Here is a 22,871-nt window from a genome sequence, read left to right as displayed (position 1 = left end):
CTCAGAGCTCTTTCCGGATATCGACAAAGCGCAGCAGGATACCGATGACGATCAGCACCGTCAGCAACAGCACCACCGCTGTCGCGGCCGCCGACGGGTAGGCCAGCAATGCGATGTCGTTGGAGATCAGCCTGCCCACGTTCGCCGACTGGCTTCCGGACATGAACCGGACGGTGATGAAGTCCCCCATCACCAGCGTGACCACAAAGATCGTACCAATCATGATCCCGGGTTTTGTAAGCGGGATGATCACATTCCACAGGATCTGCACCCCCGAGGCACCGGCATCGCGGGCGGCCTCGATCAGCGACGGATCGATCCGCATCATCGTGTTGAAAATCGGCACCACCATGAACAGCGTGTAGAGATGCACAAAGGCGAGGATCACTGCGAAATCACTGAAGAGCAGCCACTCCACCGGCTCATCGATTACCCCCCAGGAGATCAGCGTCGAATTGGCGATGCCGTTGCGCCCCAGAAAAGGGATCCAGCTGATCATGCGGATGATATTGGACGTCCAGAAGGGGATCGTGCAAACAAGAAATAGCGCCACCTGCCAGGTCAGCGTGCGCACGTGGAACGCCAGAAAATAGGCGACGGTAAAGCCGATCACCAGCGTCAGCGCCCAGGTGATCACCGCATATTTGGACGTATTGAGAAAAACCCGGTAGGTCACCGACGAGCCAAAGAGAAACTCGTAATTCTCCCAAACGAAGGCCGGGATGATCGAAAACTCCGTCGCCCGCCAGAAACTGACCGTGACGATCATCACGATCGGCAGCACCAGAAAAACCACCAATACCAGCGCCAGCGGCGCTACCTGCAACCAGCCCAGAACATGCCTGCTACCCAAAAGACGATGCAACGCCGTCTCCTTGCTCTTTCATCTTGCCCGTAAACTCTCGGGGGGTCTGGGGGGCAGACAGCCCCCCAGCCGGCAGCCTGCGCGCCTTAGGCCGCAATGAACTCATTCCATTTGCGCACCATGTACTGGTTCTCGTCCATCACCGAATTCCAGCAGGCGACAGCGCCCATGCGGTCGTTGAACGACCCGCCATCACGTACGTCGCCCGCTTGGGCCAGCGGATCACCAAAGGGCGAGGTGATCGTATCGGTGGCTTCCTTGCCCTCGAACCAGTAGCCCCACTCATTCTCGGACATGAAGTTCTTGGAGGTCTCCGGCACGGCGGAGTAATACCCCTGCCGCATTAGGAACCCACCGACCCAGCCATCGAGATACCAGTTGATGTACTCATAGGCTGCGTCCCGCTCCAACCCAGTGAGTGCCGCGGACAGGCCGATACCCCCGCCCCAGGAGCGGTAACCCTCCTCCAGCGGCTGGTAGACACACGGGATGCCGCGCGATTTGACGGCGGTGATCGCTGGCGACCACATCGACTGGATTACCACCTCGCCGGAAGCCATGAGGTTCACACTCTCGTCAAAGCTCTTCCAGAAGGCACGGAACTGGCCGTTGCGCTTGGCTTCGGTAAAGATCGCCATGGTCAGGTCGATCTCTTCGCGGGTCATGTTGCCCTTGTCGGGATAGGTGTATTCCCCCATGGATTCCACAACCATCGCCATGTCCATGATCCCGATGGAGGAGATGTCGAGGATCGACGCCTTGCCCTTGAACTCAGGATTGAGAAGCTCCGACCAGTTGCTGATGGGCCGGTTGATCAGGTCCGGACGGATGCCCAGTGTGTCGGCGTTGTAGATGGTGGGGATCAGCGTCATCCAACCGCTTTCGTTGTCCACGAAATCAGTGCCGTCGGGGCCGGAGGTAAAGCCCACGGAATGAGGTGCGGTCCCTTGGGCAATCGTGCTCTCGGGTGTCAGCTTGCCGTCCCGGAAAATGCCCACGATCTTGTCGTAGTTCTTGATCTTGCTGGTATCCATCGCCTGCAGGTTGCCCGTGGGCCAGACCTTTTTGCAGATCCAGTACTCGATGTCGGCGATATCAAAGCTGTTGGGCTGAGTGGCCGCACGCTGTGTCACGCTGTCGGAATCCAGCGCTGTCATCTCAAGCGTGAAGCCCAGATCTTCCTTCACCTTCTGCGCCACCTCATTGAGGTTGGACACACCGGTGCCGAACTGGCGCAGGGTCACATCCTTGATGTTCTGGGCCCAGATCATGGGCGCGCCCAATGTGCTGCCAGCGGCAAAGGCGGCACCACCCTTCAATACGTTTCTTCTGGATAGCTTGGTCATTTGGTCTCTCTCCTTGTCGGGTCGTTTTCTTGGTTTGTTTTTTGTTATGCGGTGAGTTCGTGCAGGTCCGCGGCATCCCAGACCAACCCCACCCGGTCGCCGGGGCTGAACGGTTGGGCGAAAAACGCGGCCTCCGGCACCAGTGCACTCAACTCCTGATCACCCGTGATACGGGTGGCGACGGCAACATGGGTGCCCTGGTATTCGACGCCCGTGATCTGACCTTCGCAGTCGCCAACCATCTCTGCGGTCACCTGCACCGCATCTGCGCGGATCGCAAAGCGCCCTTGCGGCAGGGCGATGACGTTATGTCCGCCGATGAACTGCGCCACAAAGGCCGTACGCGGCGCGTTGAAAACATCGCGCGCGGTGCCCGCCTGTTCGATCACCGCATCGTTCATCACGACGATCTCATCGGCGAGCGCCAAGGCTTCGTCCTGACCGTGCGTGACATGAATAAAGGTAATGCCCAGCTCGCGCTGCAGCCGCTTGAGCTCACCGCGCATGCGGATCCTCAGAAAGGGGTCGAGCGCCGACAAGGGCTCGTCCAGCAGCAGAACCTGAGGCCGGGTGATCAGCGCGCGCGCCAGCGCGACACGCTGCTGTTGCCCGCCGGAGAGTTGATCGGGCAGCCGGTCGCTGAGCGCTGACAGATCCACCAGCTCCAACATCTCGCCCGCCTTGGCCATCCGTTCGGCGCGCTCCACACCCTTCATCTTCAGGCTGAACGCGACATTCTCCGCCACGCTGAGGTGCGGGAAAAGCGCGTAATTCTGGAACATCATCGCCGTGCCGCGTTTGGCGGGCGGCAAATGCGAGATATCCGCCCCACCCAGCAGGACTGCACCCTCGGTCACGCTCTCATGCCCCGCGATCATCCGCAGCGTCGAGGATTTACCACACCCCGACGGCCCCAATAGACAAGCGTAGCTGCCCGGCGCAAACCGGTGCGTGATCGCATCGACAGCAACCGCGTCACCGTAGCACTTGCTGAGCGCGACAAGCTCCAGATCTTTCCGGATTTGATCCATTCGTTCCCCATCAGTCTGAGTGGCAGCAAAGCGGTGCGGCAGCGGCAGCACAAACCCCCGGGGACCCGTGCGGCACAGGCTTTGTCCAGATGCCTCTTTTTTTTGCATTCTTGCCACCTATCGCCCACAATTGCACACATTATTGTATACGATCCTGAAAGCGGGACGCGCTCCCCGCCACGACTTGAGCGCACCGGGCGTCTCTGTCACACCAGTGCCCACCACAAGGATCGTTGATGAAGCTCCCAACCGCGCCACCCTCCGGACAGACCAGCAGCTCGCCCATCGCGGAGGCGTTGTCACTGGCGATCCACGAACATCGCATCGCTCCGGGGACAAAACTGGGCGAGGATGAGCTGGGCGAGATCTACGGCGTCTCGCGCACCGTCGTCCGCGCGGCGCTGCAGTCACTCTCCTACATCGGGCTCGTGGACATCCACCGCAACAAGGGCGCTTTCGTGGCTGAGCCCTCCCGCACCGAGGCCCGCGAGGTGTTTGAAGCGCGTGAACTGCTGGAGCCGCGCACGGCACATTCCGCGGCTCTGCGCGCCAAGGCGCCCGATATTGCCGTTCTTCACCGTCATATCGAGGATGAGCACAGCGCGCTGGCCGCATCGGACCCGGGGCGCGCGCTGCATCTGTCCGGGCTCTTTCATCTGGAAATCGCGCGCATTGCCGGGCAAGCCACCATCGCCCGCTTTATCGAGACATTGATCGCAAGATCCTCGCTGATCATTGCACTCTACTGGCGGCGGGAAAGTGCGCTCTGTGACAAGCACGCCCATGGCGCGCTGCTCGCTGCCTTGGCCAAGGGCGAAGCGGACGCCGCGTCGGCACTGATGCGCAGCCATCTGGTCGATCTGCATTCTGCACTGGATCTGCGCCCCCGCCCCGACCGGAAGACCTCGCTCAAGGAAGTGCTCAGCCGATGACCATCCGCACCATGACGCCCGCTGATCTGCAGCTCGTGCTGGATTGGGCAGCCGCCGAAGGCTGGAACCCCGGCCATGAAGACGCCGCCGCGTTTCTGCCCGCTGATCCGCCCGGGTTTCTGATTAAGACGGTGGAGGGGGCACCCGTCGCGGCGATCTCGGTGGTCAATCATACCGCAGATCATGCCTTTCTGGGCCTCTATCTCTGCCATCCGGAGTACCGCGGCCAGGGCCATGGCATGGCCGTCTGGCGCGCGGGACTGGCCCATGCAGGCACCCGCAACGTGGAGTTGGACGGGGTGCCCGCGCAACAGCAAAACTACGCCAAATCGGGTTTCGCGCTCTGCGGGAAAACCGTGCGGTACGAAGGGGCGCTGACGACCGGTGCCTCCGCCCATACCACCGAGGCGGCGCAGGCAGACCTGCCGGCCCTTCTGGCGGCGGACGCGGCGGCCACCGGCATGACGCGCGCCGGTTTCGCCAGCGCGTGGTTCACGCGGGCCCAGACCCGCGTGACTCTGCTGGTGCGGTCGGGCGAGGAGATCACAGGGTTCGCCACCGCGCGCCGCTGCGGTATCGGCGCCAAGATCGGCCCGTTGCACGCGCGCAACGCCCAAGATGCCATGGCGCTGCTGCACGCAGCACAGGAGCGGCTTGATGTCTCGACGCTCTTTGTTGATGTGCCGGACACCTCCCCTGCCCTGAGCGATCTGCTGATCAGACAGGGATTCACGCCGGTTTTCGACACGGCGCGCATGGTACTGGGCACCCCGCCAACGGCCGACGTGCCGCCGTTTTACGCCATCGCCACCATGGAACTGGGCTAGCCGCTCTTACCGAAGCGAGCCGATGAAGGCGTCCACCTCGTCGAGCGGGAGATAGCTGACCTCTTGGGTGCCCGTCTCCGTAAAGGACCAGACGACCGCGGGGGCAGAGACGTCACCGTTGACATCGAACTGCACGTTCCCCGTCGCGCCCTGATAGGCCACGGTGCCGCCACCGCCCAACACGTCGCGCGCCTGCGCAAAACCTGCCGCATCAGCGGTCACCGGCGTGCCTGCAGGGTCGGTCACACGCGCCACGGCTTCCGCGATCTGGGCGCCGGTGGCGTCCGGCCCCGCTGCCTCCATCGCCAGCAGGGCGATCATTGTCGCGTCATAGCTGTTGGCCAGACCGGGCCCGTTGGGCTCACTGTCAAACCGCGCCATGTAAGCGGCACGGAATGCATCCGCACTGTCCGACCGTGGCGAGGACGTGTCGGTGCCAAGGGCCGAGCCCAGATACTGCATCCCCACATTCTCGCGGAACTCATCGGATTTCAGGGAATTGGCCAGGATCATGTTCTGCGTCCCGCCTAGCGAAATCCACTCCCGCACGGCCGCGGTACCCTCGGCGGGGTAGAGCGCCAGATAGATCGCATCCGGTTGGGTGCGCAGCGCCTCCGTGACCTCCGCCCGGTAGGAAGGCTGGGCATCGTTGATCGCGATGGATGTGGTTACCGCGACGCCGACGGCCTCAAAGTCCGCGGCGATCATGCGGCCCATGTCCTGACCCCAGTCGTCGTTCTTGTAAAGGATCGCGACCGACCCATAGCCCTGATCCTGCGCGACTTTTGCACCAATCGCCGATTGCACCGCGGTGGTGGCAAAGGTGCGGAACCACAACCCTTCGGTCTTGCCTTCCTCAGCCAGCCCCGTGAAGGCGGTAGAGGAGGAGCAACACGACATCTGCATCACGCCGCCCGGCACCGTCACAGAGGTCAGGATCGGCATGGAGACACCCGAGGAAACGGCCCCCAACATGACCTTGACCCCTTCGAGATCCACGAGCGCCTTGGCCGCATCAACCCCCACCTTGGGATCAACCTGGGTGTCGCGCAGCACCATTTCGATCTGGCAACCGGCAGCACCGCCTGCCTCATTGACCTGATCGACAGCGAATTGCGCGGTCTCGGCAATGGGACGGCCCCAGTCAACGGAGGTAGGCAGCACTGCGCCGATCTTGGTCGTGCACTCCTGGGCGCTGGCCGTGGTGCCAAGCACCGCGAGGCCGAAGGCGAGGCCCGCGCTCGCAGCGCGGTGAGTGTGGTTGAACATCCTGGTCTCCCTATTGAACCGACGGGGGTTTTCCCCTCTGTGATACGACGAGCCGCTCCGGCAAAAGCCCCTGCGGTCGCCACATGAGCATGCCGACGATGACGCAGCCGATCAACACAAACTGCAAAGATCCGGTGTAGAGTTGCGCCTCGACCGGGGCAAAGCGCGACAGTGCCCAACCCGACGCCGTCCAGGCGCCCCAGATGAGAAATGCACCAAAGATTGCCCCGCGGTTGTTACCTGCCCCGCCGACGATCAGCATTGCCCAGATCTGAAAGGTCAGTGTGGGCAGAATGTCCTGCGGGCTGACAAAGGCGTAAAACGTGCCGTAGAGCCCGCCCGCCAGACCGAGGATCACGGAGCCGGTGACAAAGGCCGTCAGGCGCAGCCGTGCGGGCGATTTGCCGAGCGAGGCGGCGGCCTCTTCATCCTCGCGCACCGCTCGGAGCAGCCGTCCGAAGGGCGAGGCGACGAGCCGTTCCAGAAACAGGTAGACAGCGATCAGGATCAGCAGGACTGCGAGGAAAAACAGCAGGTTGTAGATAAATCCGTCGCCCAATGCGCTGCGCAAAGGCCGCTCGAACCCGCGCACGCCTTTGGCACCACCGGCCAGCCATTCCGCATTGCGCATCAGGTTCTCAAAGGCGACGGCCACTCCGAAGGTCGCGATGGCCAGATAGTCATGCCGCAGCCGCAGCGTCAGCAGCCCGACGATCCAGGCCATCAGCCCGGCCGCGATCATCCCGCCCAGAAGCGCCAGCGGATAGGCCAAGCCGTAGCCGCCCAGATGGCCCGCCTGCGCCGCCCCGCCGAGGATCAGCGTCCCGTAGGCGCCCGCCCCGAAGAACGCCACGACGCCGCCGTTAAAGAGCCCGGTGTTGCCCCACTGCAGGTTCAGCCCCAGCACCGCGATGGCGAGGATCGACGCAGTTGTGGCGAAAAACACCAGGTATGAGATCACCCCGATCACGCCCGCGCCTCGCCGAAAAGCCCGTGCGGTCGCAGGATCAGCACCGCGAGGATCAGCAGGAACGGCACCGACGGCGTGTAGCCCGCGGGCAGCACCAGCAGGGCAAGGTTGCCCGCAAGTCCCACGATAAAGCCGCCCAGAACCGCGCCATAGACGCTGCCAATGCCGCCCACGATAGTGGCGGCGAAAATCGGCAACACCAGATCGCGCCCCATGACGGGGATGATCTGGTGGCTCATCCCGTAGAAAATGCCCGCAACCGCTGCCAGACCGCCGCCGATCAGCCAGACCGCCACGATGGTGCGGGCGAGGTTCACCCCGTTGATCTGCGCCAGCGCGGGGTTTTCCGCGACGGCGCGTAGACTGTACCCAAAGGTCGTGCGCGACAGCACCAGATGCAGCGCGAACATCAACACAAGGGCGGCAAGCAGCACAAAGACCTGATCCGGCTTCACAAGGATCAGCGGATCGAAGCTCAGCACCGTGGCAAAGGCGATCTCCTGCGAGTAGAGCTTTGGCGACAGGCCAAAGATCAGCCCGATGATGTTGCGGATGACCAGCGCCATGCCGAAACTGGCAAAGACCATCGACAGCTCCGCGCCGCGTTCGCGCACCCGGCGAAAGACCAGCCGGTCAATCACCACGGCGGAAAGCCCCGTCAGCACCATCGACAGCACGATAGCCAGTCCGAGCGCCCAGGTCAGCGACAGGGGGGCGAGCTTGATCGCCAGAACAGGTGCCAGCGCGGTGACCAGCGCGTCACAGACAAGCGCCGCATAGGCCCCGAGCGACAAAAGCTCCGCGTGAGAGAAGTTGGCGAACCGCAGGATGTGCATCACCAGCGTCAGCCCGATGGCCCCCAGCGACAGGTAGGACCCCGTCAACACGCCGTCGATCACGTTCTGGATCATGCGGCACCGCTTTCCGGGGCCAGCCTGCGCTTGCCGAGATAGATCTCGCCCAGCACCGTGTCGCCCAGCAGATCACGCGCTGGCGCGTCAAGCTGGTTGCGCCCTTCGGCGAGCACATAGCAATGATCGGCCAGCCGCAGCGCCTGCTTCACATTCTGCTCCACCAGCAACACGGCGCGCCCTTCGTCCGCAAGGCCGCGCGCGTGGATCAGCACCTCTTCGGCGGCTTTGGGTGACAGCCCGGCGGACGGCTCGTCCATCATGATCAGCCGCGGCGCTGTCGCCAGTGCCATGGCCACGGCGAGGAACTGCCGCTGCCCACCGGAGAGGGTCCCGGCCCGGTCGCGCTGTTTCTCGGCCAGCGCGGGGAACTGCGCGAGCAGCGCTTCCAGCCGTGACGTGCCCTCCGCCCCTGCGCCACGCAGCGCCAGATCGAGGTTCTGGCGAATCGTCAGGCCGCGAAAGATGTTGTCGGTCTGGGGAACGTAGGCGATACCGCGTGCCGTCAGTTGATCTGGCCGGATGCCGGTGATCTCGCGGCTGTCGAGCGTTATGCGTCCCTCGCTGACCGGCAGCAAACCCGCAATGGCCTTGATCAGCGTGGATTTGCCCGCCCCGTTGGGTCCGACGATCAGCGTCACCTGACCTGCAGCGACCTTTAGCGAGACCGACCGTAGGATCGGCAGATCCGGCACGTAGCCCGCGGTGATACCCCTGGCCTCCAGCACCGTCTCAGCCATCGAGCGGCGCCCCCAGATAGGCGTCGAGCAACAGCGGATCGGCGAGCGCCTGCGCCGGGCTGCCCTCAAAGACCACGCGACCCTCGGCCAGCGCGATCACGGGTGCGCAGTGCTGCATCACAAATTCCATGTTGTGCTCGATGATGACAAAGGTTTTGCCCTGCCCGTTCAGCTCCTTGATCTTATGGATCAGTGTTTCCGTCAGCACCGGGTTCACACCGGCGGCAGGCTCATCCAGCAGGATCAGATCCGGATCCCCCATCAGCACCCGGGCCAGTTCCAGCAGTTTCATCTGCCCGCCCGACAGCTGCCCCGCCGGGTGATCCGCGAGCGATTGTAGCGTGACAAAATCCAGCACCGCCATGGCCTTGTCGCGGATCAGCGTCTCTTGCGCGCGCACCGCTTTGCCCCTGAGAAACGGGCCTGCCACGGTTTCGCCCGCTTGGTGCGTCGGGGCCAGCATCAGGTTCTCCAACACGCTCATCCGCGCGAAGGGCCGCGGGATCTGAAAGGTCCGCGCCATCCCGCGGGCAAAAAGCGCCGCCGGACCCGCGCGCGACACATCCTGTCCCTTGAGCATCACGGTACCCGCATCCGCGCGCAGCGTTCCCGTCAGCAGGTTGAAAAGCGTGGATTTCCCCGCCCCGTTCGGCCCGATCAAGCCGGTGATACTGCCCCGCGCAATATCGACCGACACCGCATCCACCGCGCGCAGCGTGCCAAAGGATTTGCTGAGCCCCCTGACGGACAGAATGGGCTCAGCCATCCGTGGCCCCCAGAACCGCATCTTCAGGCCTGGTGTTGAGGTTGTATTTCATGATCCGGCCATGGCGCCCGTTGCGGTCCCGCTCCAATCCGAAAACTGGTCCTTGCGGGCCCGGTGCTGTATCGAGCAGTGCTGTCAGTGCGGCGTGGTCCTCTGTGTCGAGTGTGAAGGCAAATACCTCAAGCGTCTTGGGCAAATGTCGCGCCGTCCGCGCACCGACGATGGCGGCGGCGACCTGTGGCTGGTCCAGCACCCAGCGGGTGGCGACCGATGCCAGCGACACGCCGTGCTTGTTCCCGATCCGCTGCAACAGCGACAGCAGTTCCTGAAACCGCGCCCAGGGGCCAAACTCATCAATGATCAGGCGGTATTTCACCAGACTGCGGTTCTCAAAGGCAAAGCCCGGGTCGGGCTGTCCCACCCAGCGGTCGGTGAGGAACCCGCCTGCCAGCGTGCCGTAGCACAAAAGCTGCAGCCCGTGATCGCGCACCCAGGGCACCAGCGCCCCTGCGGCCCGCCGGTCGAGCAACGAATATTGCACCTGGGTCGACACCAGATCAAAGCCTGCCGCCACGAATGGCGCCGTCTCGGCCACGTCCCAGTTCGTTACGCCGAGGTGGGCGATCTTGCCTTTTTGCTGGCAGCGTTTGAGCACCTCCAGCCCGACGCGCGCATCGCCCAGCGACAGATCCCACCAGTAGAACTGAACCAGATGCAGCTGGTCTACCCTCAACCGCTTCAGGGATCGGTCAATGATCGCCTCCACCTCGTCGGCCCGGATGTCCGCGAGCCGCCCCAGATCGGGCACCAGCTTGGTGTGGATCTGGGCGCGAGCCGCCACACTGGCACCACGGCGCTGGCGCACATCAGCGATGAAATCCCCGATCATCTCCTCCACGCCCGTGTAGATATCCGCACAGTCGAAAGTGGTGATGCCCGCGTCCAGAAAGGCCTCCATGTCGCGCACCGATTGCGCCCGGTCCACGGCACCGTGATCGCCCGCCAACTGCCAGCCGCCCTTGATCACGCGAGAGGTCTCGTAGCCGCCCCGCAGCGCGCGTGTCTCAACGCTCATGTTGCGTGTCCTTCTGCCAATACGGCACCGCACGGTCCTCGGGCAGACCGGTGGTGGCCGCATGCGAGAACCAGCGCTTCTCGGGCAGCCGGGTGATCCGGAACCGCCCGCCGCAATGCGGATCGGGACAGGCCACCTCCGCGTCCGTACTGATCCAGTCGTCGGGGTCCGTCTGGCGCTGCTTGACCGGCAAAAGCGGCAACAGAGCAGCCAGCGCATACATCGATACGCGCGTGCCCGGCGCGAATACCAGCGCTTCGCCCTCGACCAGAAAACTCTCCCCCTCGATGTGGCGGCAGACGGGCGTGCGACCGTCGAGCACGGTCTCTATCTTGAGGTCATAGAGCCAGAACCCCCGCTCCTCTTGCTGCGATGTCATGCGCGCCCTTCCGCTGGACGGGGGTGCCGCCCCGGTGTACCCGGATCATGTTAACCAAAGTTGCGCGGCTCTCAAGGAGCAATCGCGCCGATAGGGAAAGGTGCCCTGGCATGACGGAAAACGCAGCTCCGGAGCGGTTTCAACTCTCTTACAGGTTGAATATCTCGCGTGTTCTCACAGGCTTGTGGCAAGTGGCGGACATTGAAAAGGATGGCACGGTCATTGATCCGGACACCGGCGCGGACTGGTTGGCGGCCTACAGCGCGCAGGGCTTCGACACCTTTGACATGGCCGATCACTACGGCAGTGCCGAGATTATCGCAGGCCGTCATCTGGCCAGGCACCCCGGCCCGCTAGCCTTTACGAAATGGTGCCCTTCGCCCGGGCCGATGGATGCGGCGACCGTGCGCGCGGGTGTTCAGGACCGGCTGGACCGGCTGGGCGTGTCCTGCGTGGACCTTTTGCAGTTTCACTGGTGGGGGTTTCAGCATCCCGGCTGGCTCGACGCGCTGCATGAGCTTTCCCGCCTGCGCGACGAAGGGCTCATCGCGGAAATCGGCGTGACCAATTTCGATGCAGCGCATCTGGCGTTGGCCCTTGCGGACGGGGTGCCGCTAGTCAGCAATCAGGTGTCCTTCTCGCTGGTGGACCGTCGCGCCGCGGGCGCCTTGTCCACGCTCTGCGCCACCCAAGACGTCAAGCTGCTGGCCTACGGGACGCTCTGCGGCGGGTTTCTGTCGGAACGCTGGCTGAACACGCCCGAACCGCGGCAGATCACCGATTGGTCCAAGATGAAGTACAAGCGCTTTATCGACGTGGCAGGCGGCTGGGAGGTATTTCAGGGCCTCCTGTCCGCTGCCGATACCATCGCGCGCAAGCACGGCGTTTCCATCGCGAATGTCGCCACCCGCTGGGTGCTGGAACATGCGAGCGTCGCGGGCGTCATCGTGGGCGCGCGGCTGGGTGAGCGGGTGCATGTGGCGGACAACCTCGCGCTGTTTGGTTTTGCGCTGGATGCAGAGGACAAAGCGCGGCTGGAGACAGCCTTTGCCACCAGCACGCCCATCCCCGGTGATTGTGGCGACGAATACCGCAAGCCGCCGTTTCTGACCGCCTCCGGTGATCTGAGCCATCATCTGGATGCGATGCCCCTGCCCTTTGAGGCGACGCCCGGTGCGGCCGGTCGTACGCAGGTCAGCAGCGGCTCGGAATGGGAGGAGATCGCGGGCTACGCGCGGGCGCAGCGGCTGGGCGACCGTATCCTCGTCTCCGGCACCACGGCGACCGCAGGGGTAGATCGCCGGGTCGCGCCCGGCGATGCGGGGGCGCAGACGACCTATGTTCTGGACAAGATCATCGCCGCGGTCGAAGCGCTCGGCGGGCGGGTAGAGGACATCATCCGCACCCGTATCTACATCACCGACGAGGCGGATGTGGAGGCCATCAGCCGTGCGCACGGGCGCGTCTTTTGTCAGATCAAACCCGCCAATACGCTGGTGGTCGTGGCCGGGTTGATCGGCGGCTACCTGGTGGAGATCGAGGCAGAGGCGCTCTGCCCCGGGTAGCCCCGCCGCAGTGGACCGCGGTGGTGCGTTGCAAAACCGTTACCCTAGCGCCAAACCCCTGTTACCCGGCCTCTCTATTCCTGCGCGTAGTCTGAATGTCCGGAGAATCCCATGACCCGCCTGCCCGTCTATATCCTCGCCGCCACCCTGTTACCCCTGACCGTCTCGGCACAGGAGATGGTGCCCGCAACGCTCGCCGGTCATGCGGTGCTGCCAGCGATGTCCTTTTCCGCCCCACCCGGCGATGCCCCGCGGGAGACATGGGTTTCAGGCCGCTTCACCGATGGGGCAGCCCCCGTCAACACACCGCAGTCAGTGGCGCGGAACGGGGTAATGCGCCCCTTCTTCGGTCAGCCGCTGCAAGGGTTTTCGGGCTACGCGCTGAACCGCGCGGAGGACGACAGCCTCTATGCGCTGATCGACAACGGCTTTGGCAGCAAGGCAAACAGCTCCGACGCCCTGCTGGGGTTCACGCGGATCACCCCCGATTTCGAGACCGGCCAGATCGATGTGCGCGCGCGCGTCTGGCTGCACGACCCCGACCGTCTGGTGCCGTTCCGTATCACCCATGAAGCGACCGAGACGCGCTATCTGACCGGTGCCGATTTCGATCTGGAAGGGCTGCAGATCGTCGGTGAGACAGCCTGGATCGGCGAAGAATTCGGCCCCTACCTCATCTCCGCCAGCCTGGACGGGCGCGTCACCGGCGTGTTCCCCACGCTGGTGGAGGGGGAAGAACTCCGCTCCCCCGATCACCCAGCGCTGCAGGTTCCGGCGGTGGCCGGGACGGATTGGCGGCTGCCCCGGTCGGGCGGCTATGAGGGGCTCGCTCTGACACCGGATCAAGCCTTGCTCTGGGCGATGCTGGAAAAGCCGCTGCTGGCGGAGGATGGCGAGAGCGAGGGCAATTTCCTGCGCGTCCTCGCGTTTGATCCCGATGCCCGGGAGTGGACCGGCGACAGCTTCAAGTTTGCGCTGACCGAAGGGGCGGTGGCCATTGGTGATTTCAACTTCATCGACGAGACCCGCGCCTTGGTGATTGAGCGCGACGGTGGTCAGGGCCATCCCTCCGCCGCCTGCGCCGAGGGCCAGACCGAGGAATGTTTCGACCGGCCCGCCGAGGTAAAACGCGTGACGCTGATCGACACTGCACAGATCGACGAGGATGGGTTCGTGGCCCGGATCGCGCAGATCGACCTGATGGAGATCCGCGATCCGGATGGCATCAGCCGTATGACCGACACCTCGGGCGATCTGGCTGAGGGGATCTTTGCTTTTCCCTTTGTCACAATCGAGAGCGTGCTGCGCGACGGCCCGGAGCATATTTTGGTCTCGAACGACAACAACCTGCCCTTTTCCGCGGGTCGGACCCTCGGCGTGGCGGATAGCAACGAAGTGATCCGCCTTCACGTGCCGGACTTGCTGAACGCCCGGTAGATGGTCCTCCGCACACGGCGCGCCGGTGTCTCACCCGCGTGCCGTTACGCGTCAAGTGCGTGAGGTCAGCAGCCGGAGGCTCGCGAAGCAGAAAAACACACCCAGACCCGCCTGGATCCACCGACGTGCCCGCAGGTAGGCCGCCACCATCGGCTGCGTCGAAAAGGCCACGGCATAGGCCAGATGCCCGGCAAAGGAGATGATGGTCGTTCCCCCTACGATGATGCCCCCGATCCACCACGGCGCACCGGGCGCCAGACCCAGCGAGATGGTCGCAGTCCAGGTGAGCGCCGCCTTTGGGTTGGTCATCTGGATGGTCAGACCCCGCCAGAAGTAGGCGCGCGGTCCGCCGGGCAGCGCCAGCGCCTGCGCCGCCAGATCCTGCCGGGTAGCCGCCGCACGAAAGGACTTCACAGCCAGCCACAACAGGTAGAGCGCACCGGCGATCTTGATCACGGTCATCAGCCCGGCGTAGGCCATCAAGAGGGTTGTCAGACCACCCCAGGCCAAGAGCCCCCATAGAAGCGAACCGGTGCCGACACCCATCGCCAGCGCCCGCTCTGCGTCCCGGTTGACGCTCATGGACGTCCCAATGATCGACAGGATATTCGGCCCGGGGCTGAACATCCCCATCACGAAGACGCCGTAGGCGATCAGGATGCCCGGCAAGGCGGTGGTGATGGTATCCATGATAGCGGCTCCCTTTGGCGGGTCAGCGTAGCTCGGAAACGAGCGCCACACCAGCGTGTGGCGATGCCGATCAGCCGCCGTCGTGCCCCCGGCCCCCGGCGACGTTTTCCGCGGCCATGGCGATCATCTCGAACATCACGGCCATTGCGGTCAGGGCGGTGATCTGATTGGGACTGTCCTTGGTGGGCATCATGCAGACGACGTCTCCGCCGATGATGTTGAGCCCGCGCACCGCATGCAGCAGCGCCACGGCTTCGTCTATGTCAAAGCCACGCTCGCCCGGCTCGATATTGGACACGCCCGGTGCGATCGTTGGATCGAGGCAGTCGAGATCAAAGGTGATGTAGACAGGCCGGTCGCCGATGGTCTCCCGCGCCTGCGCCACCACGTCTGCAACCCCGCGGCGGCGGAAATCCTTCATCGTGACCACGTTGTAGCCGTAGTCATAAGAAGGCTGCAGCCAGTCCAGCGTCCGCGGATGTCCCCTCAAACCGATCTGCATCGAGTGTACCGGATCGACATCACCCTGATCCGCGAGATAGGCGCCCCAATGGGCCGCCGACTTCCGGGCGCCCAGAAAGTGATCCACCTTGGTGAAGACATCCGTGTGGGCATCAAGATGGAGCAGGCAGACAGGCGCACCACCCGCAAGACTTCCGTGCCCGAGGGCCTGCAGGATCCCGCCGGTGATCGAATGATCGCCCCCCACCGAAAAGGGGCGCGCACCGGCGGCGTCTATTTGCTCAAAGAAGCTGGTGATCTGCGCGATGCAGGCCTCGTTGTCATTGGCCCGCGGAAAGGGCACGTCGCCGATATCCGCGATCTTTGCCGCGCTCCAGGGATCCAGCCCGAACTCGCCGTGCACCCGCCGCCCCACCGCAGACACATTGCGCAGCGCACGCGGGCCCAGGTGCTGGTCGCGCTCGGTGGTGCCGTTGCCCGTCGAATGGGGGACGCCGACAAGGGCGATGTCCTGCCCCTCCGGCCCGCTGTGCGGGCACCGGAAGAGCGTGGGGATCCCCCACCAATAGAGGTTGTCCATCATGGATTGCTGGTAGGGATCGCTCATACCCACGCCTCCGAACGTCAAAGGCCCGGCGCAGTGCCGGGCCTTTGGCGGTCTTATCAGTCCTGCTGGTCCTTCCGGCGGAAAGCACCCTGCACGATACGGTCCATGACCATGGCGAGGAAGAGGATGGCGAACCCACCCAACAGCCCAGGTCCCTTGGCCGCGAACTGAAGCGCCTCGAGGATTTCCTGGCCCAGCCCGCCGCCACCGATGAGCGAGATGATCACCACCATCGACAGACACATCAGGATGGTCTGGTTCACACCTGTCATGATCGAAGGCAGCGCCAGCGGCACCTCCACGTCCTTGAGCAATTGCCAGCGCGAGGCACCAAAGGCGACAGCTGCCTCCTTGATGCTTTCGGGCACACCGCGCATGCCAAGCGCGGTCAGACGGATCACCGGCGGCATCCCGAAGATGATCGTTGCAAGGATACCGGGCGGGTTGCCCGTGCCGAAAAAGGCGATAATCGGGATCAGGTAGACGAAGGCAGGCAAGGTCTGCATGAGGTCCAGCACGGGTTCAGCCATGCGGTAGGCGCGTTTGGACTTGCCGAACCAGATACCCAGCGGAATGCCGATCACCACACAGAGCAGCACCGCCGCCCCCACCAGCGCCACGGTCTCCATCGCCAGCGCCCAGTAGCCCAAGAGCGCGGTATAGGCCATCGCCGCCACCGTGAAGATCGCGACCCGCGGTCCCGCTGCGCGCCATGCCGTCACGGCAATCACCACCATCACCACCGGCCAGGGCGAGCCATTCAGCGCAACCGTCAGACCATCCAGAACCGTGCGCACGCCCGAGACGATGCCGTCAAAGACGTCATCACCCGCGAGGGCGGCACCGTCGATCCGTGCCTCCATCCAGGAGGCCACGGCGCCAAACAGCGTCCCGTTCCCCTCGCCCAGAATGAGGGTCGAGATCTGCTGTTCCGGGAAGGTTTCGAGCACCGCCATCGAGGCATTGACGGTAAAGCGGTAGATGACCAGCGGTGCGATGGCCAGTGTCAGCACGGCCCCCAAGACGATGTTGCGGGTCGAGCGCCCGCTCTCCGTGCTGTCAGGGTCGATCCGCCAGCGCGAATACTGCTTTTCGTAGACTGTATTGGCGTAGAAGCCCTGGATCAGCTTGAAGACCACCAGCATCGCAAGGCCCGTCAGCATGATCCCCGACGCCTCGGCCTGGGCCAGCTCAACCCGTTCCATATTCGTGTCGATGGCGCGCTGCATGTTGTCGGCCAGCTGCGTGAAGCGCTCGCGCGTTGCATCATCTGTGGCCGCTGCCGCCTGATCCAGTCGCCGCTGCATCGTCTCAGCCTGCGAGGCGGCACGTTCCAGAAACTCCGCCCCCGGGGTCCCCCAAAGACCGCGCCCGATCTGCACCCAGGCAATGATCTCCAGGATCAGGAACCCCCAGAACATCCCCCAGACGGCCCGGCTTGCGGCCCACATGGGTCCAACCACCGCAGCCCAGAGGTTGAACGTGGCGGGCAGAAAGCCCGTGTTGTCGTGGATCTTGTGGAAGGCCTTTACATAGTAGTCGCCATTGACCTCGGCGAACTCGCGAATGGAGCCGTCCAGCGCCTCGTTGTCCACCTCGATGTCAGAGGCGGCGGTGACCTTCAATTCTGTTGTAGCGTCAGTCATCCTTGCCCCCCTGAATGCCGCGCAGCAGGCGCGGTTTCGTGACGATACCCACGTCGGTGCCGTCTTCGGTTATGACCACCGGTAGATCCGTGGTGACCGCCAGATCGATCAACTGATCAAGATCGGCACTGTGATCTGCCCGCGGCGCACCATCAAGCGATCCCTGATGCTCACCGAGCGACTGCATGATGGAATGCGCCTTGACCAGCTTGAGCTTGGAGATGCCCTGCACGAACTCACGTACGTAGTCATCCGCCGGCTCCATCACGATCTGTTCGGGCGTGCCGATCTGCACGATCACACCGTCCTTCATGATGGCGATGCGGTGCCCGATGCGGATGGCCTCATCCAGATCGTGGGTGATAAAGAGCGTCGTCTTCTTGAGCTGTGCGACGAGCGCCTTGAACTGGTCCTGCAACTGCAGCCTGATCAGCGGATCAAGCGCCGAGAACGGCTCGTCCATCAGCAGGATCTCCGGGTCGGAGGCCAGCGCGCGCGCAATGCCCACGCGCTGTTGCATGCCGCCCGACAGCTCGCGTGGCAGACGGTCCTCGTAGCCCGTCAGGTTCACAAGGCCGAGCGCGTGATCGGACACCGCCCAGCGTTTCGACTTCGGAATTTTGCGGATCTCCAGCGGGTAAGCCACATTCTCGCGCACCGAGCGGTGCGGCATCAACGCCATATGCTGGAAAACCATGCCAATCTGTTGCGCCCGAACGCGGCGCAAATCGCCCTTGCTCATGGTGGAGACGTCCTGCCCAAGAATCTCGATTGTCCCGGCGGTGGGCTCGATCAGGCGGTTGACGTGTCGGACCAGGGTCGATTTGCCGGATCCCGACAGGCCCATAATGCAAAAGATCTCGCCCCGGGCGACCTCGAAGGTCGCGCCCTGGACGCCGACCACACACTGAAATTCCGAGAGAACTTCGGGCTTGCCGATGTCCCTGCTCTTCACGGCTGACATGGCCTCTTCGGCGCGGTCGCCAAAGATCTTCCAGACATCCGTTAGTTTTACGACGGTTTCGCTCACCCCATCCCCCTTTGTGTTGGTTATGACTGTCGCCGCCCCCCGCGAGGGGCAGCGACAGCCGGGTATGGTGGGCGCTTAGTTGGTCAGCCAGCCGAGAACTGTTTCCTCGTTGGCCGCGACCCATTCCTTGGCAAAGGCAGCCGCTTCCTGACCGTCAACGGCCAGAGCCTTGCCCATCGCGCTGAGCGACTCGCCGTCCATCTGGAAGTTCGCGAACAGCGACGCGACCTCCGGATAGGTTTCTTCCAACTCTTTGGCGTAGTGCAGGTGCAAGGTCGCACCGTTCCATGCCGTGGACGCTTCGGATTTTGCCAGCCAGTCAGGATCGTCCGTGGGCTGCACGATGGTCCAGGTGGCCGGATCATGCGCTGGCTCTTCGAGCACGGTCAGATCCTGGGTCACAAAGATGTAGTGCGGGCTGTAGCAGAAGCCAACCCATGGCTCACCGGCCTGTGCGGCGTTGGCAAGGTTCGCATAGGCGATGGTTTCTTCGTATTCGGTCAGCTCAAAGATCTGGTCGTAGCCGTAGGACTTGGCACGGATCTTCTCCACCACGGTAGAGGCCCAACCGGGTGCGCCGATCCAGACCTCTGGCGTCCCGTTGCCGTCGGTGTCAAAGATCGCCATCTTGTCAGGATCGCTCAGATCATCGATGGATTTGATGTCGTACTTCTCAGCCGTGGCCGTTGGCACGCACATGCCCTGCTCCGCCTGAACCGGGTTCTGGTTCATCACGACGGTGCCGCTGTCCTTGACATAGGTGTCATGCAGGTTCTGCTGGTTCGGCATCCAGACCTCGGGGTGCGCGTGCATGGAGCCTTTGTCCATGGCCTCGAACACGATGGGGTTGGTGCCGTTCTGCAGCTCAACGTCGAGGCCCAGGTTTTCCTCGATCACGACTTCCAGGACGTGGGCCGTTGCGTTGACAGAGGCCCAGTTAGGCACACCGATAACGACATCCGCTGCCATCGCGGGGGCAGCGAACAGAAACGCCGATCCGGCGGCGATGATTGTTGTATTCTTCATGGTCTTTCTCTCCTTGTCAGTGCTCCGGCGACCGCTTTGGCGATCTTGTCAGGAGCGGCGTGGCGAATGCTTCGCCTTAGCACCGGTTGTCCCGTCCGGCGTTTGTTTAGGTTTTGGTGCGCAGTTGCCTGCGTTCTTGCTTTTTCGAAACGCTACCATCCACACGGAGCGCTGATGTACAAGCAAAATTGTCTCAAAGAACCGGGCCCGGTGTCTCAAAAAAGCGAACCGATGCGCGCCATTGCCGCCGTCGCGACCGTCTGCGCCCTGAATAAGAGCCCAAAGCCGATGTTTTAAGCGTACCTTGTGCGCAAAGGGGTCTACGGCAGCCGGATTTCACCTGCTTTGACGCCAGAACACAGGAACGGCCACAGCGCCCATCGCGCGGATGTATCCAGTTTTCGGATGTGATAATGCCAGATAGGACGTAGCGTGCGGATCAGGCAGTTCTGGCGTCCGCGATCTCCGACGGTCTCTCCCGCAGGAGGCATTCAATTCTCCCCGAGCGCCTCGGCCAGAGCGGGCAGAAAGCGCTGCTCATAGTCGCTGCCCAGGAGCGGCCCGGCAAAGCGGAACAGCACCGTGCCATCGGCATCAAGGATAAAGGTCTCGGGCGGGGCGGTCACGCCCCAGTCAATCGCCGTGCGCCCCTGCGGATCGAAGGCCACGCCCACAAAAGGGTTGCCATCCTCTTCCAGATAGCCGCTGGCGGTGCGCTCCTGATCCTTGAAGTTCACGCCGATGATCGGCATGCCCTCGGCGGCCATTTCCAGCAACTTGGGATGTTCGGCATGACACGGCGGGCACCAGCTAGCCCAGAAGTTCACAAGCGTGACCTGCCCTCCCGCCAGCATCTCGGGCGTCACCCCGTCAAAGGCTCCCAGAGTGCGCTCCGTAATCTGTGGCGCGGATTGTCCGACCAGCGTCGATGGCAGACCCGTGGGATCATCGCGGAACATACCGACGCCTGCCATCAGCACGAAACCGGCAAAGATCAACGGCGGCGCCAGCATCAGCGGTGAGATCCTAGCCATCGTTGCGGCTCCTCTTCTCAATGGCGATGAGCGCGCGGCGCGCGCGGCGTCCTTGCACAATGGTCAGCAGCACCAATGCGACCAGCAGCAGGATCGACACGCCGTAAGCCGACAGCACCGCATCGGCGTATTTCCCCAGATCCGGCATCATGCGCGCGCCTCGCGGGCCAGCAGCGCGCGGGCGCGACGGAGGCGAATTTCGGTCCCCGTGCGGTAGAGTACCAGCGCGAAGAAGAGCAGCACAAAGCCTGCGATACAGACCAGCAGCGGGAAATAGAACACGTCCGCCACGTTCTCCTCCTTGTCGAGGCTCAGCGAGGCGCCCTGATGCAGCCCCTGGTTCCAGAAGTTGACCGCATAGCGGCTGAGTACCGCGAAAACCGACCCCACCAGGCACAGGACGGAGGTGAGATCCGCCGCCGTATCGGGATCCTCAATCGCGGCCCAGAGCGCCATATAGCCAAGGTAGAACAGAAACAGGATCAGAAAGGACGTGAGCCTCGGATCCCAGGCCCACCAGGTCCCCCACATGGGCTGACCCCAGACCGCCCCGGTAAAGAGCGCGATCAGCGTCATGGCCACGCCCACGGGCGCTGCGGCCTTGGCGGCAAGCACGCTGACATGGTGCCGCCGGATCAGCCAGATGAGCGAAGCCACCAGCATCATGAACCACGCGTTGATCGCCATCAGAGCGGACGGCACATGCAGGTAGATGATCTTGACCGTGGAGCCCTGGCGGAAGTCATCGGGGGTGAAAAAGAACCCCCAGATCAGCCCGACCACCAGCGACAAGCCCGACAGAAGCCACAGGGCGGGCAGCACCCGTTCCGTCAGCCCGAGGAATTTCACCGGATTGGCATAGCTCCAAAAGCCGGAGGGACGCTTGGGCGCGGCGGTCTCGTTGCTCATCGACATGAAGCAGATTTAGTCTGTTGGGGAGGGCGGCTCAATGGGCAAATGGTCCCGTTCACCGCAAGTTCACCCGCAGCGCCGCAGCAGAGGCGAGGGGCATCAGCGCCACAACCCCCGCCGTGATCCCCGCGAGCATCAGCAGCGGGGTTGTGGGATCCATGCCCTGCGCCCCGCGGCGCGCGACCTCGGCACCGAAAATCAGCGTGGGCACGTAAAGCGGCAGCACCAGCAGCGACATCAGCAGCCCGCCCCGTTTGACCCCGACAGTGAGAGCCGCACCAAAGGTGCCGATCACCGACAGCGCGGGCGTGCCGAGCGCAAGCGAGACCACCAGCCAGACAAACCCCGGTCCGGGCAGGTTCATCAAGACACCCAGCACGGGCGAGATCAGCACCAGCGGCAGGCCGGTGGTGATCCAGTGGGCCAGCGCCTTGATGCTGAGGGCTGCCTCCAGCGGCAGCGGCGAGGTCGCCAGCAGATCGAGCGTGCCGTCCTCCCAATCCAGCGCCAGCAGCCGGTCGAGCGACAACAGACACGCCAGCAGTGCGCCCAGCCACAGAACACCCGGGGCGATCCGCGCCAGCAGCTCGGGCACCGGCCCCACCGCAAAGGGGACCATCACCGTGACGATCAGAAAGAAAGCAAGGCCGAGACCGAAGCCCCCACCTGCCCGAATGGCCAGCGCCAGATCCCGGGTCAGCAGCGCCGTCACAAGAACGCCTCGTCCGTGGCGCCGGCACGGGTTTGCGACGTCGCGCGGTGCCGGGCCACATCCAGCGTAGCGGCCTCCAGTCCCAGATCGATGTGGGTTGCGATCAGCGCAGACCCGCCGCTTGCCAGATGCGCTCTGACAGCCTGCGCAAACATCGCCACAGCCTCCCGGTCCAGCGACACGGTCGGCTCATCCAGAACCCAAATCGGCCGCCCCGTCACCAAAAGCCGGGCCAGCCCCAGCCGCCGCTTTTGCCCCGCCGACAGCGTGCCCGCCAACCTGTCCTGCAAGGGTGCGAGCGCAAAAGACTCCACCGCAGGTGTGATGTCGCGCTGACCAAAGACCGCCGCCCAGAAGCGCAGGTTTTCCGTCACGCTCAACATCGCCTTCAACCCGTCGGAATGCGCGGCATAGGCGATGCGGTCCTGCGCGCCTGTAATCGCGCCCGACAGCGGCGGCTGCAGCCCGGCCAGGGTGCGCAGGAGCGTGGTCTTGCCCGATCCATTCGGCCCCCGCAGGATCAGCGCCTGCCCGTGTTCGAGCGAGAAGGACACGCCTTCCAGCACCGGCAAACCGCCACGCGCCACGCAAAGATCACGGATTGTCAGCGTCATACGCTCAGCGTTAACCGATTGGCGG

24 protein-coding genes are annotated in these 22,871 nt (G+C 63.8%); 4 read left to right on the top strand and 20 right to left on the bottom strand.

Going from position 1 to position 22,871, the window contains the following annotated elements:
* Window position 1: 1 nt before the first annotated feature.
* The 3 genes from Q1A53_RS13090 to Q1A53_RS13080 form a co-directional block, all read right to left on the bottom strand.
* Window positions 2-865 (bottom strand): ABC transporter permease, encoded by an 864-nt coding sequence (locus Q1A53_RS13090; RefSeq protein WP_299967365.1) that lies wholly within the window; start codon window positions 863-865, stop codon window positions 2-4.
* An 86-nt stretch (window positions 866-951) separates the two neighbouring features.
* Window positions 952-2,211 carry a PotD/PotF family extracellular solute-binding protein gene (locus tag Q1A53_RS13085; protein WP_299967363.1) on the bottom strand — a complete coding sequence of 420 codons (1,260 nt, stop codon included), beginning with the start codon at window positions 2,209-2,211 and terminating at the stop codon, window positions 952-954.
* Window positions 2,212-2,255: 44 nt separating this feature from the next.
* On the bottom strand, window positions 2,256-3,242 hold the full coding sequence (locus Q1A53_RS13080; RefSeq protein WP_299967361.1) for an ABC transporter ATP-binding protein: 987 nt from the start codon (window positions 3,240-3,242) through the stop codon (window positions 2,256-2,258).
* Window positions 3,243-3,478: 236 nt separating this feature from the next.
* Here Q1A53_RS13080 and Q1A53_RS13075 point away from each other — a divergent pair, with 236 nt between their 5' ends.
* Both Q1A53_RS13075 and Q1A53_RS13070 read left to right on the top strand, forming a co-directional pair.
* The gene (locus Q1A53_RS13075; protein WP_299967359.1) at window positions 3,479-4,174 is read left to right on the top strand and encodes a GntR family transcriptional regulator; all 696 of its coding nucleotides are present in this window, start codon (window positions 3,479-3,481) and stop codon (window positions 4,172-4,174) included.
* Window positions 4,171-5,001 carry a GNAT family N-acetyltransferase gene (locus Q1A53_RS13070; RefSeq protein WP_299967357.1) on the top strand — a complete coding sequence of 277 codons (831 nt, stop codon included), beginning with the start codon at window positions 4,171-4,173 and terminating at the stop codon, window positions 4,999-5,001. The genes Q1A53_RS13075 and Q1A53_RS13070 overlap by 4 nt, the downstream gene beginning before the upstream one ends.
* Window positions 5,002-5,007: 6 nt before the next feature.
* Here the strand turns inward: Q1A53_RS13070 and Q1A53_RS13065 are convergent, their stop codons facing one another.
* Genes Q1A53_RS13065 through Q1A53_RS13035 form a run of 7 tightly spaced genes read right to left on the bottom strand, consistent with a single transcriptional unit; the run spans window position 5,008 to window position 11,111 of the window.
* Entirely contained in the window at window positions 5,008-6,270 is a 1,263-nt protein-coding gene (locus tag Q1A53_RS13065; RefSeq protein WP_299967354.1) for an ABC transporter substrate-binding protein, read from the bottom strand.
* Window positions 6,271-6,280: 10 nt separating this feature from the next.
* Window positions 6,281-7,231: a branched-chain amino acid ABC transporter permease gene (locus Q1A53_RS13060; RefSeq protein WP_299967352.1), complete on the bottom strand. Its 951-nt coding sequence runs from the start codon at window positions 7,229-7,231 to the stop codon at window positions 6,281-6,283.
* Between the two features lie 5 nt (window positions 7,232-7,236).
* Window positions 7,237-8,151, bottom strand: a complete 915-nt coding sequence (locus Q1A53_RS13055) for a branched-chain amino acid ABC transporter permease (protein WP_299967349.1) — start codon at window positions 8,149-8,151, stop codon at window positions 7,237-7,239.
* Window positions 8,148-8,891: an ABC transporter ATP-binding protein gene (locus Q1A53_RS13050; RefSeq protein WP_299967346.1), complete on the bottom strand. Its 744-nt coding sequence runs from the start codon at window positions 8,889-8,891 to the stop codon at window positions 8,148-8,150. Before Q1A53_RS13050 ends, Q1A53_RS13055 begins: the two co-directional genes overlap by 4 nt.
* Window positions 8,884-9,657 (bottom strand): ABC transporter ATP-binding protein, encoded by a 774-nt coding sequence (locus tag Q1A53_RS13045; protein ID WP_299967343.1) that lies wholly within the window; start codon window positions 9,655-9,657, stop codon window positions 8,884-8,886. Before Q1A53_RS13045 ends, Q1A53_RS13050 begins: the two co-directional genes overlap by 8 nt.
* Window positions 9,650-10,732 carry an aldo/keto reductase gene (locus Q1A53_RS13040; RefSeq protein ID WP_299967341.1) on the bottom strand — a complete coding sequence of 361 codons (1,083 nt, stop codon included), beginning with the start codon at window positions 10,730-10,732 and terminating at the stop codon, window positions 9,650-9,652. Before Q1A53_RS13040 ends, Q1A53_RS13045 begins: the two co-directional genes overlap by 8 nt.
* Window positions 10,722-11,111, bottom strand: coding sequence for a TIGR04076 family protein (locus tag Q1A53_RS13035; protein ID WP_299967338.1), 390 nt, complete (start codon window positions 11,109-11,111; stop codon window positions 10,722-10,724). Before Q1A53_RS13035 ends, Q1A53_RS13040 begins: the two co-directional genes overlap by 11 nt.
* Window positions 11,112-11,221: 110 nt before the next feature.
* Here Q1A53_RS13035 and Q1A53_RS13030 point away from each other — a divergent pair, with 110 nt between their 5' ends.
* Both Q1A53_RS13030 and Q1A53_RS13025 read left to right on the top strand, forming a co-directional pair.
* Window positions 11,222-12,676, top strand: coding sequence for an aldo/keto reductase (locus Q1A53_RS13030; protein WP_299967335.1), 1,455 nt, complete (start codon window positions 11,222-11,224; stop codon window positions 12,674-12,676).
* Window positions 12,677-12,787: 111 nt separating this feature from the next.
* Window positions 12,788-14,113, top strand: coding sequence for an esterase-like activity of phytase family protein (locus Q1A53_RS13025; RefSeq protein ID WP_299967332.1), 1,326 nt, complete (start codon window positions 12,788-12,790; stop codon window positions 14,111-14,113).
* Window positions 14,114-14,164: 51 nt separating this feature from the next.
* Here Q1A53_RS13025 and Q1A53_RS13020 read toward each other — a convergent pair whose 3' ends face one another.
* The 10 genes from Q1A53_RS13020 to ccmA form a co-directional block, all read right to left on the bottom strand.
* The gene (locus tag Q1A53_RS13020; RefSeq protein ID WP_299967329.1) at window positions 14,165-14,803 is read right to left on the bottom strand and encodes a LysE family translocator; all 639 of its coding nucleotides are present in this window, start codon (window positions 14,801-14,803) and stop codon (window positions 14,165-14,167) included.
* Between the two features lie 70 nt (window positions 14,804-14,873).
* Window positions 14,874-15,872 carry an arginase family protein gene (locus tag Q1A53_RS13015; RefSeq protein WP_299967326.1) on the bottom strand — a complete coding sequence of 333 codons (999 nt, stop codon included), beginning with the start codon at window positions 15,870-15,872 and terminating at the stop codon, window positions 14,874-14,876.
* A 56-nt stretch (window positions 15,873-15,928) separates the two neighbouring features.
* A complete protein-coding gene (locus Q1A53_RS13010; protein WP_299967323.1) occupies window positions 15,929-17,518 on the bottom strand; it encodes an ABC transporter permease subunit in 1,590 nt (529 codons plus the stop codon).
* Window positions 17,511-18,548, bottom strand: coding sequence for a glycine betaine/L-proline ABC transporter ATP-binding protein (locus tag Q1A53_RS13005; protein ID WP_299967321.1), 1,038 nt, complete (start codon window positions 18,546-18,548; stop codon window positions 17,511-17,513). The genes Q1A53_RS13010 and Q1A53_RS13005 overlap by 8 nt, the downstream gene beginning before the upstream one ends.
* Window positions 18,549-18,623: 75 nt before the next feature.
* The gene (locus Q1A53_RS13000) at window positions 18,624-19,574 is read right to left on the bottom strand and encodes a glycine betaine ABC transporter substrate-binding protein (protein WP_299967318.1); all 951 of its coding nucleotides are present in this window, start codon (window positions 19,572-19,574) and stop codon (window positions 18,624-18,626) included.
* Window positions 19,575-20,065: 491 nt separating this feature from the next.
* Window positions 20,066-20,608 (bottom strand): DsbE family thiol:disulfide interchange protein, encoded by a 543-nt coding sequence (locus Q1A53_RS12995; RefSeq protein WP_299967315.1) that lies wholly within the window; start codon window positions 20,606-20,608, stop codon window positions 20,066-20,068.
* Window positions 20,601-20,759, bottom strand: a complete 159-nt coding sequence (gene ccmD / locus Q1A53_RS12990) for a heme exporter protein CcmD (protein WP_299967312.1) — start codon at window positions 20,757-20,759, stop codon at window positions 20,601-20,603. Before ccmD ends, Q1A53_RS12995 begins: the two co-directional genes overlap by 8 nt.
* Window positions 20,756-21,523 carry a heme ABC transporter permease gene (locus Q1A53_RS12985; RefSeq protein WP_299967309.1) on the bottom strand — a complete coding sequence of 256 codons (768 nt, stop codon included), beginning with the start codon at window positions 21,521-21,523 and terminating at the stop codon, window positions 20,756-20,758. Before Q1A53_RS12985 ends, ccmD begins: the two co-directional genes overlap by 4 nt.
* A gap of 52 nt (window positions 21,524-21,575) precedes the next feature.
* Window positions 21,576-22,232 carry a heme exporter protein CcmB gene (gene ccmB / locus Q1A53_RS12980; protein WP_299967306.1) on the bottom strand — a complete coding sequence of 219 codons (657 nt, stop codon included), beginning with the start codon at window positions 22,230-22,232 and terminating at the stop codon, window positions 21,576-21,578.
* Window positions 22,229-22,846, bottom strand: a complete 618-nt coding sequence (gene ccmA / locus Q1A53_RS12975; RefSeq protein WP_299967303.1) for a heme ABC exporter ATP-binding protein CcmA — start codon at window positions 22,844-22,846, stop codon at window positions 22,229-22,231. Before ccmA ends, ccmB begins: the two co-directional genes overlap by 4 nt.
* Window positions 22,847-22,871 lie beyond the last annotated feature (25 nt).

The organism is uncultured Roseobacter sp. (assembly GCF_947496515.1).
Taxonomy (GTDB): domain Bacteria; phylum Pseudomonadota; class Alphaproteobacteria; order Rhodobacterales; family Rhodobacteraceae; genus Roseobacter.
Note: the sequence above shows the minus strand (reverse complement) of the source record. Positions and strands in the feature narration are given on the sequence as shown.